The organism is Acidiplasma sp. (assembly GCF_038728925.1).
Taxonomy (GTDB): Archaea; Thermoplasmatota; Thermoplasmata; order Thermoplasmatales; family Thermoplasmataceae; genus Acidiplasma; species Acidiplasma aeolicum.
Genome location: NZ_JAVYSZ010000012.1, coordinates 1 through 14969, shown reverse-complemented (window position 1 = coordinate 14969; position 14969 = coordinate 1). Strand labels below are relative to the sequence as shown.

Below are 14969 nucleotides of genomic sequence, written 5' to 3'. Positions count from 1 at the left end.
ATTTTTATTATACATGATAATAATTAAGCTACATGGATAACATGAATGCTGTTTGCCTTATCTCTGGCGGCCTGGATTCACCGACAGTCATGGCATATGCAATAAAGATGGGTTATAAGGTATACCCCTTAAGCATAAATTATGGACAGAGACATTCAAAGGAATTAAACTCATCAAGGGAAATTTGCAGGTACTATAATTTAGATCTAAAGATATTAAATATAGATTTAAGGCAGATTGGAGGGTCAGCCCTAACATCTGATATAGAGGTCCCGGAAAGATCTTTAAACGATATTTCAGATGATATACCAGTAACATATGTTCCGGCAAGAAATACAATATTTTTGAGCCTTGCAGCCGCATATGCTGAAACAATTAATGCAAAATACATATTCATAGGGGCAAATGCCATAGATTATTCCGGATACCCAGATTGCAGGCCGGAATTTTTCAATGCTATGAATGATGCATTAAATCTTGGCACAGAATTTGGCATCAGGGAAAATTTTAAAATCATGGTACCGTTGCAGTATCTTTCAAAGGGTGATATAATAAAACTTGGAAGAAGCCTTGGTGTGCCATATAAATTAACATGGTCATGCTATAATGGAAGAGAAAAGGCCTGTGGAAAATGTGACTCGTGCCTGCTAAGGCTGAAAGGCTTCATGGATGCAAATGATTATGATGATATAGAATACGAATCATACCCAGATTTTTATGTGGAATACTGCAAAAGGACAGGCCATAAATTATAAGATTTTAAAGGGTTCTTTTGATTCCCAGCATGACCGCATAATTGCTAATAATTCCTATTGCGAGCAAAAAATGTAGATATGGCATGTATGTTGAATAAAATGCTGAGCTTTTAAATATTATAAAGCCTGAGCCAATTATGCCTGTTAGTACAATTAATCCCGAATTTACCACCGAGAGATTCCTGAGCCTTTTATTAATTCCGGATGGTTTAATTAATATTAATGCAAGTATAAAAAGCAATGTGCCGGTAATTATATGAACATACAGCATTCTGGAATTGAGAGGGTTTGAAATCTGTGAAAGATAAAAACCCAGTGTCATCTGCAGAACAGTTAGGCCAGATACGGACCATAAAAGTTTTTCAAGTCCATCCATTTTATCAAATTTCAACATTATTTTTATTTTTTTGCAATTATTTACAGAATAGATGCATGTTTATATAAGTGATTTACATATTATGCTTTATGGGAGAATTACTTGCAGTACCTGTAACAGGTGATGAGGTTACCGGGCCCGGTGAGGGCATGGAAATCCATATTTACAGCATTGATGGAAAAAACGCAAAAATGATAGAATCATATGAAAACCCTGCCCTTAAGGCCTCCATGACAAGGGGCATATACATGCTTAAATCAATTCTTGAAAAAAATGTTAGGTACCTTATAGTGTCTGAAATGGGAGGTCCCGGATTTAGATTTGTTAAAAATAAAATAAAAATGTACGATTCGGGAGGGCTCAATGAAAAAGATGCAATTAACGCTTTTATAAATAATCAATTAAGGGAGATTACAGAGCCAACCCATGAACCACATCATAATATGGAAAACAAATAAATTTTTATCCCATTATATATTTTTAATTTATGATAAGAATTGCCTTAACACAGCTCAATCCTCCAGAAACCAAGGAAAAAAGCCTTGAAAATATTGAGAACTATGCCAGGCTGGCGAGCAAAAATCATGCAGACCTCGTTGTCTTTCCAGAGTACTATATGTGCTATTATAAAGGCATTAAACCGGCAGATGAGGCCGAGAACATTCATGGTGGGTATGTACAAACTCTTGAAAAAATTTCACAAAAATATAAAATCGACATAATATCAGGAATTCATGAAAAATATGAAAATAGGATATACGATACAGCAGTTTATATAAACAAATACTCGGGCATTTCCAGTTACTATAGAAAAACACATTTATACGATGCCTTTGGATTTAAGGAATCAGATCTATATTCACATGGAAATGGCCCTTTTGATATTTTTAAAATTAACGATTTTAAAATAGGAATGGTAATATGTTATGATATAAGATTTCCAGAAATATTCAGAAATTATTCATTAAACAGTGCAGATTTAATAGTAATAATTTCTGGGTGGTTTTCAGGCCCGGTTAAGGAGGAGCAGTGGCTTAACCTTGTTTCTGTGAGGGCGCTTGAGAATACGGTTTATGTTGCAAGTTCCAATCTTGTTGGGGGCGATTTCACAGGTATAAGCACGGTTGCAGACCCAATAGGTGTTATAATAAACAGATGTGCTGAGGCACCGGATATAATATATTCTGATCTGGACATTAACAGAATAAGAAATGTTAGAAATAAAATGCCTGTTTTAGAACAGCGCAGGCCTGAACTTTACAGGCTAAGGTAAATTTATTTTATAAATCTAAATAATTTATCAGTTCCAGAGGATGAATTTGTATATGAAAGCCTTTCAAGTATAAACTTTAGCATGCTGAATTTATCAGGTATAATATCAAGGACATAATTCATTTCCTCCCTGCTTATTAATTTAAAAGCCTTTATTTCCAATAAATATATGCCAAATCCGGCAAGCATCAATAACAGTATATTTATTATACTGTATGAAAGATGGAACTGAAGGATAAATACAATGCTGAACATGATAATTGATGCGAACCATATCTTTAAGATTCTGGTCCTGTCAAAATTATTTATCTTGAATTTTCTGGCATAATGATAAACAATAATAAAGTTAACAGCATTCATTGATGAATAGGAAATTGCCGCGCCAAGGATGTTAAATCTTGGTATGAGTATTATGGATAACGCAATATTTGCGACAAGTGAAAGGGCAGATGAATATATAAAAATCCTTGTCTGCCTAACACTTGAAATCCCGGATGATAATACCACCGCACCTGCGAATAATGATGTTATGAACATAATTATCATCAGCGGTATATAACCTATTGAATACTGGTCACCTGCAAATACCACCAGAATCGGCCTTGAGAGTGCTGCAATGCCAAGTGCTGCAGGAACATATATTAAATAGCCTATATTTAGGAGCATTTTAATGCTATTTTTAAATCCATCAAGATTATTTAATGAAAAGAAAGACGATAATTTTGGTATTAAAAGATTGGATATTGGGAGAACCATAATTGATGCGGCTGAGGCCACAACAAGCGCAAAATTATAAATGCCGAGAAATCCAAGATTTATAAAATACGATACAACGATGCGGTCTATATATGTTGCACTTGTGTTCATAATCGATGCAAAGAATAATGGTATAGAATAAATTATTATATTCTTATAAGGCTCCCTGACAGCTTTTTCATTATTGACCTTTGGCATTTTAAAATAATTCCTGTAGACCATCATAATAAAGATTAATGCGTATATTGCATCTGTAAAGGCAATTCCATAGAGCAGGGATATTGTATTTTTAAGCAAAAATAGAAGCAGTAATGGGAAGAAATACAGGATGATATAATAAAAAGTATACATGATTGAATATTTTTTATACTGGTTTAAACCAAGCAGAACAGATGCAAATATATTTATTATTACTGACATTGATATTGCAATTCCGATGATTTTTACTGATTGTGCATATATTATATTATGAAAGAACAGTACTGCAACATAACCTGATATATAATAAACCGTAACAAAGGCAAGGATGGCAAGTCCAATTGCCATATATGTGGTCTTAACAATAATTTTTTTGATTGCCTGTGTATCATTTCTGGCAAGATGATATGATAAATAATGCTGAAGGCCGTTTCCAAGGCCAAAAATGAAAACAGCTGAGAGTATATTCATTATTGCATAGAGCAATGATATTGAACCAACAGTAAAAACCGGTAAAAGATGGGCGAGGGCAAAATAAAAGATGGCGGAGCCGAAAAACATGCTACCGACAGCCGAATACTGGAATACCAAACCCTGCCCAAATGATTCTGTTAAATCTGACAACATTAGCTGATATAAACTTTGTTTAAAAATTTATCTATTAAAATGTAACTATTTATATTATTTAAATGGTTAAAGATAAATTATATCTATCTTATGTATAAAATACAGATACAATTTTTAAATGCCTAAATTGGTGTATAATCATGGTTTTTGTCCGGCTTTTTTTTATGATAGGCCCTCATGCACACAACAATCTCGGTCATGTAATAATAAAATGATTTTTCATCCATAATTATTCTTCTGCAGGATAATGATGATGTTTTTACCATTTTAATATTTCTCGTCCTTGTTGATGCAAGAACATATAAAAGTGCCTTATAAACATCAGGCACCTTTTTATCTCCCCTTATTATTTTCTTATTTATTACAAAAAAATCACTTAAAATATCATCAACCTTTGTTATTCCAGGAAATATTAGATGTGTAAATTTAATAACAATGAGATCAAATGCATCCTTGATTGACCTTATTTTTCCGTTAATAAACCTGGAGCCTATAATAACATCATATCCAGAATCAATGTATTTAATCAGTTCTTTTATATTATTAATATCATTTTTATCATTTAACTTAATTATATAATCACTTTTTGCATGGGAAATCAGGTTTAATTCCTCTGTCCCGGTATATGGTGATTTTTTATTATATATCCTTATATTATCAGTGGTTTCTATTCTGTATTTTGTATTATTAAAAACCATAATTTCATTAACCGGTATGTTTTCATTCTTTATGTAATTTAAAATATTGTTTAAATTGCATCTAAATTTATCAGCATTATTAACTGTATAAACTATAGTGTATGATCTTATTTCTTTTTTTTTCAGTGTATCATTTACCATATTTTCAATATTTTTTTCTATAACACTGTAATTAAAAATTGATAATGCATTATTTTTAATCTGATTTCTTATGTTTATAAAATTATCACCATAAAAATTTTTTATTCTTTTTATTTCGTTTATATAGCTGATATAATTCCTTTTAACTATGCTCATATATTCCGTCATTGATTTTATGTATTCCAGTCCAGATATTTTGGGGGCTATTATATACAGTCCTGATGCAAGACCCTCAATTGAGGTAATGCTCAAGGATTCATATTTTGACAGATTAATCATAACATCCGATCTTGCCAGTATTTCTATTTTTGTATTTTCATCCACGAATCCATGGAATGTTACATTGTAATTTTTAAATTTCTTCCTTAATTTATTCATGTTTCCATAACCTATTATATCAAAATGTATATCCTTTGGAGCATGTTTGATAATTTTAAATAGGAGCTTTGAACCTTTATTTTTAGTAATTTTATTTAAGAACACAACGTTGAATCCATTATGTTCTTCAATTTTATATTTATTAAAATCTATATTATTCTGTGGTATTAAATAAATATCCTTGAAATTTTGATTTATGTAAAAATTTTTCTGATAAATATTCTGGGCCTGTACAGATATTTTGCCTGTTATGCCTGAGAATATCATTATGTTTAATATATATTTGATTAAATTTCCAAAAAATTTATGGTTATCCAGTATTTCAAAGTAGCTACCATGATTTGCCAGTATAACTGCAGGAGGCTTATCAAGCCTTGCAAATTTTTTAACGGCGTTTCTAAAGATAAAATTTGGTGTTACAAAATAATAGAGGTCATAACCCTTTATCTTTTCCCATATTTTGTTAAATGAGAATAGGCCTATAAATCCCATGCTGATTCCATTTGTTAATTTCATTAAATGCCTGTTTGAGAATATATCATCTGAAAAGGCATTCTCTATATAATTAAATTTAACGTTAACATTATTTTTCCTTATAAAGGGATATCCAGATCCCATCAATGTAACATCATAGCCCATTCTCATCAGTATTTCGGCTATCTGAACAGCGTTTCTCTCGCCTCCACCATCGTATTTCAGGTCAGCCGAACCAATAATAAGGGCTCTCATGAAAATAATCCTGTTAGTTATATATCTTATTATGATTAATATTTTGCTGTTTATTTTAATATTATAATTCTGAAATAATTTATTTTGTTTGTATAGATATTCATGTTAAATATAGGAATTAAAAATTAAACAGCAAGAATTTAATATACGATTTAATTAATATGGTAATGAAAGGCAGGTACAAATCATTGGCAGTAATAGCTCTGGTTTCATTATTAATATTTTCAATGGCAATTAATGTTTATAATGATAATTATGGTGAAAAAGCTACAGGTAATGTTACTGAGAGTTCCATAAATCCCTATGTGCTATACACATCGGAACCGGCGCCAATGGGAATATCTGCCATGGGTATTGGCCCTGGAAATACGCCCTATTCATTAAAAACCTCTTCCTTTGAGGGCATTATAAATATAACTGATATAAAGACATACAATGCCAGCCTGCCTTCAGGTGAAAAAAACGACGCATCAATTCAATTAAACCTTCACCTTAACTTCAGCTCAGGTGGACATACCTATGATTACTGGATACAGAATGTTGCCATACTGTCCACGTCAAATAAAACACCTGGTGTAAGTATTTTAGATAATGTGTGGAACCAGACCACAAGGTATGCAAATATATACGGATCAACATTGAGTGGAAATGGAACTTTATATAATAGCAATGGCCAGCAGTTTTATATCGATGAACCCAGCATGTATATAACCACTGACAGTATAGGTCTTAGAGAGGTGTATAAAAATATTTCAGGATATCCAACAGTTTACATGGAATATAATACAGGAAGTGGATGGAATATTTATGATACTGTAAAATTTATATTCGCCAAAAATGCATCAAACGCAGATTTCATTGTACAGGGATACAGGTATACATCAAAGGGAAATCCATGTGATGCTGAATTAATTCTTGGAGGCCCGGGCAATGGTGCCAGCACAACGGATGTAAAATCAAACCTGACAATGCAGTTAAAATACTGGAATGGCCATAATTATCAGGCCATAGAAAATGCATACAATTTTGGGTCTGATACTGCTGAAACAATTTCAAATGCCAATTCCCAGATGGCCAAAAATTTTCCCGGGGTTCAAATAAGCAATGGAACCGGAAAATTAAAGATGATTTATAACCAGAATGAATTATCATATCTAAACATAACCGCAAAATACATTATTCAGGGATATGTTCTTGCAAATAATTATAAAACGAATTTTAGGAATTATGCTATGAACATCACGCTTATTCCTGGGGAATATAACATAAGCATATATTCTTTATATGGCCAGAAGATATCAAATTTTTCTGTCCAATTGGCTGCGAAACAAACTTATTATAAGGCAACGGAAAATGTTTATCCGGTAATTTTTAAAGCCATTGGATTAATTAATGGCACCCTCTGGTTTATAAATATGAATAAATTAAATTTAAGCTCAACAGATAATGAAATTGTATTTTATGAAAAAAATGGTACATACAATTATAATATTAGCGGACTGTTTGGTTATTCAATAAAAAACCAGACAGGCACCATAACTGTTCATGGAAACTTTAATTATGTAAACGTAAGCTTTCATGCAAATCCAATAATAAGAAGCATTGAAAAATACGCATTTTATTATATAATAGCACTTGCATTAATTGCAATTATTCTTATGGGAATTTCGGGCACAGGAAGGAAGGATAGTACTAAAATGTTCAAAGAATACAATATTAATAATGATGATGAAAATAATAATTTAAAGAGATAGTTATTTAAAAATCTATAATATATATTATGCGGAATTTAGAAATGTTTATTAGGCATTATTTTAATTATTAACAGTAATGGAAAACATGGACAAGATAGGCGAGGTAAGGGATTATCTCACCAGCAGTTTTGTGGGAAGAGAGGATGTTATTGACGGTGTGCTGGCCGGTCTCATATCAGGTGAGCCCACGCTTTTAATAGGCCCCCCTGGAACAGCAAAAACATCAATAATAGATACATTGAGCAAACTTGTGAATGCCAAATACTTTTATTACCTTCTGACAAAGTTTACTGAGCCTGAGGAGCTTTTGGGGCCAATTGATATAAACGCGCTTAAAGCCGGTGAGTATAAAAATATCACAAAGGGGAAGCTCCCTGATGCAAATATAATATTCCTGGATGAGATTTTTAAGGCAAGTTCAGCAATAAGAAACACGCTTCTGGACATAATGCTCAACAGGAGGCTTCCAAACGGCGATTCAATGCTTTCATTAAATATACTTGGTATATATTCGGCAAGCAATGAAATATCAAATGATGAGGAGGATATGGCACTGTATGACCGTTATCCAATAAAGGTATTCCATAAATATATCGAAAAAACTCTGATAACCGATTTGCTTGAACATGGCATAGATTTAATGCAGAAATCATCTTTAGGTAAAACCATACTGGACGTTGAGGATATCATTAAAATTCAGAATATGGTAATATCCAGATTGACTGAAATGAAGAATAAGGATAGGGCACTTATGGATAGATATACAGATGCATTGATTCAGCTGGAGGAAAACAATGTTCTTTTAAGCGATAGAAGAAAGATTAAGATGCTGAAAATAGCAGCCGCATTTAGCATCTTAATGAATTCCGGAAAAATATCGGGAAATGATATTGCCATGGCCATGAGATATTCGGCTGATTCTGAGGATGATCTTCCAAAAATAGAGGCTGCAATAATAGATTCAAAGCTTGAGAATAAATCAGAGATAATACAGAAGGCAAACACAATAATAGAGGAGACAAAATCCTTAATAGCCAGTACCGAGGAGTCAATTCACAAAAATTCACCTTATAATGAGGTTCTTGATAAATTAAATCTTTTAGAGATTTTCATAAAAAAGCTTGAGGAAATGAAAATAGATATTGGTTCGGATAATAATCCTTACCATAAGGAGGTAATTTATAAAATAAATTCAACACTTGATTTTGCCGGCAGCAAATACCAGAAGCTAAAGGGAAGGTAAATTTATATGGATCAGGATCTTATTTTTAGGAAAATAAATAGCAATATAATCGGAATTAATCCTGAGAGTAATGTTTACAAAACCACAAGGGAAAGAATAGTAAGATATGCGGGCAAGATGGATTTAACAGGTGAATTTAAGGAGGATTTAAAAACATCGGCAGCCGATATGTATTTCCTTTATTACTCAAATCTGGCATATGTTTCCAGTAATGAGAACAAAAGTCCATTCCTTGAGGGTGTTAGAAAAAAACTTGCATCCTATGTGCAATCCGATGAATTTTCAAAATTCAGGGCGTATTCAAAATTAAATGACAGGGTTTCAATGATATACAGCATTAATTTTTTGAAGGCCCTCAATGAGGAATCAAAAAAAGAAAGGCAGAAAAATGGCGATTCCACGGGAAAAAGTGCTTCCGAAATGGTTGACAGGGCCATGAAGGAATCCATGCAGAGGACTGAAAAGGCAAGGCAGCTTGAAAAACTCATGAAGAATGAAATACCCGGAGGAAGAAGGTCGGGTAATGATGACACTGACATAGATAGACTTATAGACCTCTCAGAAAGAATGATGTCTGTTCAGAATGCTGATAAAATTATAACAACCGCCAATAAGCTCATTGACATTATGCCCAAGTTCACAAGAAAAATGAGGGCGCGTTCCACTTCCGGTGAGCTTGGCGGCTATTATAAAACAAGAAATTTATCAAATGTTTTATCAAGGGAACTTGCAATGCCTGATGAGGTATTTTATTCAAAAATTCTTTATGGCTTCACTGGAAAGGAGAAGGTAATATTAAATGAGGGGGCATACTATGTGCTTCTTGATAAGAGTGGAAGCATGTATGAGGCCGACAAAATGGTTTGGTCCAGATCTGTTGCCCTGGCATTATTTAGATTATCCACAATAAAGCACAGAAAATATTTTTTCAGGTTTTTTGATAACAAACCACATGAAATGTACACAAGGCCATATGATATAGTAAACAATATACTTACTGTTGAGGCAAGCAAGGGAACATGCATAGAATGCGCCATACTAAGGGCAATTGATGATATTAAAAACAGCAAAATCCATGATTTAACAAGCACAATAATAGTGATTACAGATGGCGAGGATAAGGTGAATATAATGAATATAGCATCGGCCCTTGCAAAAACCAGCATAAAAATAATTACGGTAATGATTAATGGCTACAATGAGGGATTAAAAAAAATAAGTGAAAAATATTTAAATGCTGTTCTAACTGAACAGGGTGCATTAAATCTTTTAAATATAGCAAAATCATTTTAATTTTTTAAATACGGTACCAAGAACCTTAAGCATATTCATTAATGCCATTAAACCTGCCGCTATCTCAGGGTCCTTTAGCATTGACATCAATTTTAGTATTGATAATGGTTGTGCAGATGATGCACCGTCAACCATGGATTGTGCTATACCTGTTGAATTAAATGAAATTCCCTTAATAATATCTGACATTTCTGGATTTGAAAGCATATAAAGTAACGAAAATATTGTATTGCCAGATTTGGCAACGACATCCGTGAAATCTGGAGATGTAAATGATTTTGCAAAGAAGTCAAGATTATCAGGAATAACATTCTCTGTAATATAATCAAGAGCCTGAACAAGCCCTGCGCCTTTTAACTTCTCTATTAACCTTGAAAATGCATCAAGCACATCCTTATTCTTCTCAAGCTCTGACATAATCTTCTGCATATCTGTTTCATCCATGTAAATCACCCTATAATATACCCCTTAAAATTGACGAGAAGTATGTATCTGCTGATATATACTTCAGGAAATAATCTGAATGACTGGCAAAATTTAAAAATGGCTTTGATGAATAATCAAAGGATAATGTGAATGCGGTATGGTCAGTAAATACGGTTGAACAGCCCATGAAGCCATCAAAGGATGTTTCTGAATAATTTCCATTTATCTGTGAGGCAATTTTGGATGCAACATATGCTGCCATTGAATGCCCCATTGCCCCCACCTTCATTGGAAAATCAACAGCATCACCAACAACATAAACATTGTCATAGTCCCCGTAATTTAATTTTGTTTTATCAACTGTTACATAACCTGTATTTTCTGATAATCCAGATTTTATTAAAAATTCCTGACCCTTGTGCGGGGGTATTAAAACAAGCATATCATAATTCAATTTTTCACCAGATTCTGATGTTATTGTTTTCGATTTTCCATCAACAGTAACATTCTTAAATTTCGGTATGAAATTTATTTTATTTTCCTCAAATCCGGATCTAACAACGTCTGAAACATTTTTGAACGGTAGAACATCGTCCATGGGCATTATCAAGGTTATATCTGATTTATCCCTTAAACCCCTTGATTTTAAAATCTTATCGATGCCAAAGACAAATTCGGAAGGTGCCACAGGGCACTGGAAGGGAACGCTTGCAGGGCCAACCACAATTTTGCCACCATTGAATGATTCCAGACCTTCCTTTAATTTTAAAACATTGTTTAAATCATAAAAATGATAGATACCATCATTATACCCCGGGACATCCTCTGGAACAAGCCGGTCTCCGGTGGCTATTACCAGGTAATCATATGATATGCTCTTGCCATTATCAAGGTCAACGTAATGATCATTCAAATTTATTTTGGTTGCAAGTGCCTTTATTCTATTTATTCCATAATTCAAAACAAAATCTGTCTTTTTAAATGTTTCTTTATAGTTTATTTCATTAAATGGTATTAAAACGCCGTCAGGCTTAAAATATGTGTATTCTGATTTTCCAACAACTGTAATATCCACATCGTTGTCTGTATGCATCCTCAATTTATTTGCTGTTATTATTCCAGCATTGGCATCACCCAAAATTAAAACCCTCTTCTGCACCATTCTTTTTATATAACACCCTTCTATTAAAATTTTATTTAAATTAATTAAATTTGCACCAAAATAAATAAACATAAAAACAAATAGGAAAATAAAATTATCCTGTAATGGGAAAGGTTTATCTGGTTGGTACCGGCCCGGGTGATACGGGCTTGCTCACATTAAAGGCCCTAAAAATAATAAAGAGGGCGGATGCAGTTATTTACGATCACCTTATAAATCCAGAGGTTTTAAATCTTCTTAAACCCGGATGCGAAAGAATATACGCCGGCAAAAAACCATATGTGTCGTCAATAAGGCAGAACGAAATTAATAAAATAATTCTGGATGCATCTAATAAATTTGATATTACTGTTAGGCTAAAGGGGGGTGACCCATTCCTTTTTGGCAGGGGAGGTGAGGAGGCAGAACTTCTCAAGGAAAACAATATAGACTTTGAGGTTATACCGGGTGTATCAGCATTAATAGCTGTTCCGGAGTATGCCGGAATACCTGTAACACACCGGGACGTTAGCCATGGAATAATAGCCGCCACAGGGCATAACGTTGAAAAATTAAATATACCATCACTTGGTGAAAATAAATCATCATACACCCTTGTTATATTCATGGGTTCAAAACATATTAATGAAATAATAGATAAGTTACTTTTTCTTGGATACAGTGAAAATACAAAAATAGCTGTTATTGAAAATGGGACACATAAGGATCAGAGGGTCTTTACAGGAACATTAAAAACCATAAATTATGAGTACAGTGAGGACCCGGCTCTGATTGTAGTCGGAGATGTTGTTTCATACCATGAAAAATTTGGAAGAAAAAATAATAAATTTAAAAAAATGCTTATCTTTTATGAATTTAAAAAAATCAATGTTGATTATGAAAATTATGGCGTGAATATAATAAATTTTAGGATCAGTGATATTTTCATAAATAATGATGTAAAATTTAGATTTAATAGGAATCTGGTCATATCTGGCAATTATATAGGATACTTTATGAAACTAATTAAAAAAATGCATATTGACATAAGGAATTTTAATAGTATAATCACAGATGACCCGGAAGAACTTCATCGGGCAGGCATTTTTAATATTATAGATTTAAATAATTATAATATAAGTGATGATGATAATATTATAGGATTTAATCATAAAAATGAATTAAACATAATTAAAAAAACACTGATTAAAATTGATAATTACATAATAGATTTAATAAACAGTTCAGATTATATTGTCTTTGCAGATGGTACATTTTCATATTATGATATTATTAAAAAATATATTAAGAATCAAATAGTTTGTGCCTTTGGAATATCTGATAATATAAATGGCATTATGAAAATGAATAAAAAAGAGGATTTAATAAAATTGCTGGAGGCAGAAAAAATTGAATAAAATTAATGTTGTTGGTTCAATGCCCGGCTTTGGCCTTACTGATGTGGAAAAAATGATTATTGAAAATGCCGATGTTATTTTTGCAGGAACCAGAAATATTGAACTTTTAAACGTTAATAAAAAAATTGTTAGGCCAATAAAAAAACTAGACACTGCATTGGATGAAATTAAAGATGAGTTTAATAAGAATAAAAATATAGTTGTTATTGCCTCTGGAAATCCCTTATTTTATGGTATTGGTACAGCATTAATCAGGAATTTTGGCGCTGAATATATAAATATTGTTCCACACATTGGTTCCATTGATGTCGCATTATCAAAACTTAAAATTCCAATAAATACCGTACATGCAATAAGCGTGCATGGAAGACCTATTAAGGGCCTTGCACAGAGAATAAAACATTATAAAAGGGTTATAATTTTAACCGATAAAATAAACTCACCAGATAAAATAGCAGGTTATATGATTGAATATGGATTGACCAATTTTCGCTTTATAGTTCTTGAAAGGCTTGGATATAATGATGAGAAAATAAGATGTTTTAATATTAAAGATGCGCTCAACTCAAAATTCTCGGATCCAAATTTAATTTTTATTGATGAGATTGAAAATTTTTCACCAGATGATTTAAGTGATAAAAATTTTTCAATGATTAATGAGAATATCACAAAGGAGGAGATAAGGCATATCTCTGTTTCAAAAATGGCAGTTAAAAATGGTGATATTATATGGGATATAGGGTCAGGGACAGGATCTGTATCAATAGAGGCATGCCGGTATAATTATGATGGTGGCATATACTGCATAGAAAAAAATAGCATGGCCTGCAATAATATAGAAAAAAATATGAAGAAATTTTCATGCGATTTAAACATTATAAATGGGGAGGCTCCTGACGCACTTTACAATCTTCCAGATCCAGATATTGTATTCATTGGTGGTTCCGGAGGGAAAATCGCTGAAATTCTTGATTATTCATATAAGAGACTGAAAAAAAATGGGAGAATTGTAGTAAATACTGTTTTAATAGGCAATTTAAACAAAATTATTTCATACCTTAATAATAATAAAATAGGGTATGATCTTACCCAGGCACTTATAAATAGAAACCACACAATTAAAAATGATATGATGCTTAAACCTGTAGACCCTGTATTTATATTAACGGCGGTGAAAAAATGAATGAATTATATGTTGTTGGCCTTGGGCCGGGAGACCCGGATTTAATAACAGTAAAGGGATATAAAATGCTAATGGATGCAGATTTAATCTATTATCCATACACATCTTTTAAATACGCAGAGAATATTCTAATATCCCTGGGCATTGACAAAAAGAAAATGCAGCCCCTTGAATTTCCGATAAGATCCTTGGATTTATTAAAAAAAATAAGGGAAAATGCATGCCGGATAAAAAATTCACTTGAGTTTTATGATAGTGTTGTCTACGCTGTTGAGGGTGATCCGATGCTTTACAGCACATTCCTTGATTTATACAGGTATCTGGACTGTAAGGTTAGGTTCATACCGGGGATTAGCTCAATAAATGCTGCCGCCGCGATACTTGGAATTCCCATGGCAGAAAAAGATGAGATATTTACAATAATTCCGGCAGTTAATGATTATGAATACATGAAAAAAATGATAATGGGAACAAAAAATGGGGCAATAATAAAGGCCATTGGGGCAAAGGATGTATTAAAAAAATTACTGGATGATGAGCATTTGAAAAAGTATTATATTATGGAAAATGTATCCCTAAAA

The 14969-nt window shown here is 32.6% G+C and carries 14 protein-coding genes; 9 read left to right on the top strand and 5 right to left on the bottom strand.

All coding sequences use genetic code 11. The features are described from left to right. Positions 1–32 precede the first annotated feature (32 nt). A complete protein-coding gene (gene queC, locus QXW15_RS05595) occupies positions 33–755 on the top strand; it encodes a 7-cyano-7-deazaguanine synthase QueC (protein WP_342790103.1) in 723 nt (240 codons plus the stop codon). A gap of 4 nt (positions 756–759) precedes the next feature. On the opposite strand, the gene QXW15_RS05590 is transcribed toward queC, so the two are convergent. Next, positions 760–1131, bottom strand: a complete 372-nt coding sequence (locus QXW15_RS05590) for a trehalose synthase (RefSeq protein WP_342790102.1) — start codon at positions 1129–1131, stop codon at positions 760–762. A gap of 89 nt (positions 1132–1220) precedes the next feature. Here QXW15_RS05590 and QXW15_RS05585 point away from each other — a divergent pair, with 89 nt between their 5' ends. Together QXW15_RS05585 and QXW15_RS05580 are read left to right on the top strand one after the other, a co-directional pair. Beyond that, a complete protein-coding gene (locus tag QXW15_RS05585; RefSeq protein WP_342790101.1) occupies positions 1221–1589 on the top strand; it encodes a NifB/NifX family molybdenum-iron cluster-binding protein in 369 nt (122 codons plus the stop codon). Between the two features lie 29 nt (positions 1590–1618). Beyond that, a complete protein-coding gene (locus QXW15_RS05580) occupies positions 1619–2404 on the top strand; it encodes a carbon-nitrogen hydrolase family protein (protein WP_342790100.1) in 786 nt (261 codons plus the stop codon). A 2-nt stretch (positions 2405–2406) separates the two neighbouring features. On the opposite strand, the gene QXW15_RS05575 is transcribed toward QXW15_RS05580, so the two are convergent. Then, a complete protein-coding gene (locus tag QXW15_RS05575) occupies positions 2407–3981 on the bottom strand; it encodes a polysaccharide biosynthesis C-terminal domain-containing protein (RefSeq protein ID WP_236689059.1) in 1575 nt (524 codons plus the stop codon). A gap of 125 nt (positions 3982–4106) precedes the next feature. Beyond that, positions 4107–5930, bottom strand: coding sequence for a glycosyltransferase (locus tag QXW15_RS05570; protein WP_055032502.1), 1824 nt, complete (start codon positions 5928–5930; stop codon positions 4107–4109). Between the two features lie 167 nt (positions 5931–6097). Between QXW15_RS05570 and QXW15_RS05565 the strand changes: the two genes are divergently transcribed. The 3 genes from QXW15_RS05565 to QXW15_RS05555 all read left to right on the top strand — a co-directional run bounded on the left by QXW15_RS05565 (position 6098) and on the right by QXW15_RS05555 (position 10220). Next, a complete protein-coding gene (locus QXW15_RS05565; protein ID WP_162200868.1) occupies positions 6098–7684 on the top strand; it encodes a thermopsin in 1587 nt (528 codons plus the stop codon). A gap of 76 nt (positions 7685–7760) precedes the next feature. Beyond that, entirely contained in the window at positions 7761–8927 is a 1167-nt protein-coding gene (locus tag QXW15_RS05560) for an AAA family ATPase (RefSeq protein WP_054964103.1), read from the top strand. A 6-nt stretch (positions 8928–8933) separates the two neighbouring features. After that, entirely contained in the window at positions 8934–10220 is a 1287-nt protein-coding gene (locus QXW15_RS05555) for a VWA domain-containing protein (protein ID WP_055032503.1), read from the top strand. Here the strand turns inward: QXW15_RS05555 and QXW15_RS05550 are convergent. Next, positions 10212–10664 (bottom strand): DUF1641 domain-containing protein, encoded by a 453-nt coding sequence (locus QXW15_RS05550; RefSeq protein ID WP_156324216.1) that lies wholly within the window; start codon positions 10662–10664, stop codon positions 10212–10214. The genes QXW15_RS05555 and QXW15_RS05550 overlap by 9 nt on opposite strands. A 10-nt stretch (positions 10665–10674) precedes the next feature. Beyond that, positions 10675–11808, bottom strand: coding sequence for an NAD(P)/FAD-dependent oxidoreductase (locus QXW15_RS05545; protein WP_048102263.1), 1134 nt, complete (start codon positions 11806–11808; stop codon positions 10675–10677). Positions 11809–11912: 104 nt separating this feature from the next. Between QXW15_RS05545 and cobA the strand changes: the two genes are divergently transcribed. The 3 genes from cobA to QXW15_RS05530 all read left to right on the top strand — a co-directional run. After that, positions 11913–13205, top strand: a complete 1293-nt coding sequence (cobA, locus tag QXW15_RS05540; protein WP_287950776.1) for a uroporphyrinogen-III C-methyltransferase — start codon at positions 11913–11915, stop codon at positions 13203–13205. Then, a complete protein-coding gene (cbiE, locus tag QXW15_RS05535) occupies positions 13198–14388 on the top strand; it encodes a precorrin-6y C5,15-methyltransferase (decarboxylating) subunit CbiE (protein WP_342790099.1) in 1191 nt (396 codons plus the stop codon). Before cobA ends, cbiE begins: the two co-directional genes overlap by 8 nt. Beyond that, positions 14385–14969: precorrin-2 C(20)-methyltransferase (locus QXW15_RS05530; protein ID WP_342790098.1), on the top strand; the 585-nt coding region annotated here is incomplete at its 3' end. The genes cbiE and QXW15_RS05530, both read left to right, overlap by 4 nt.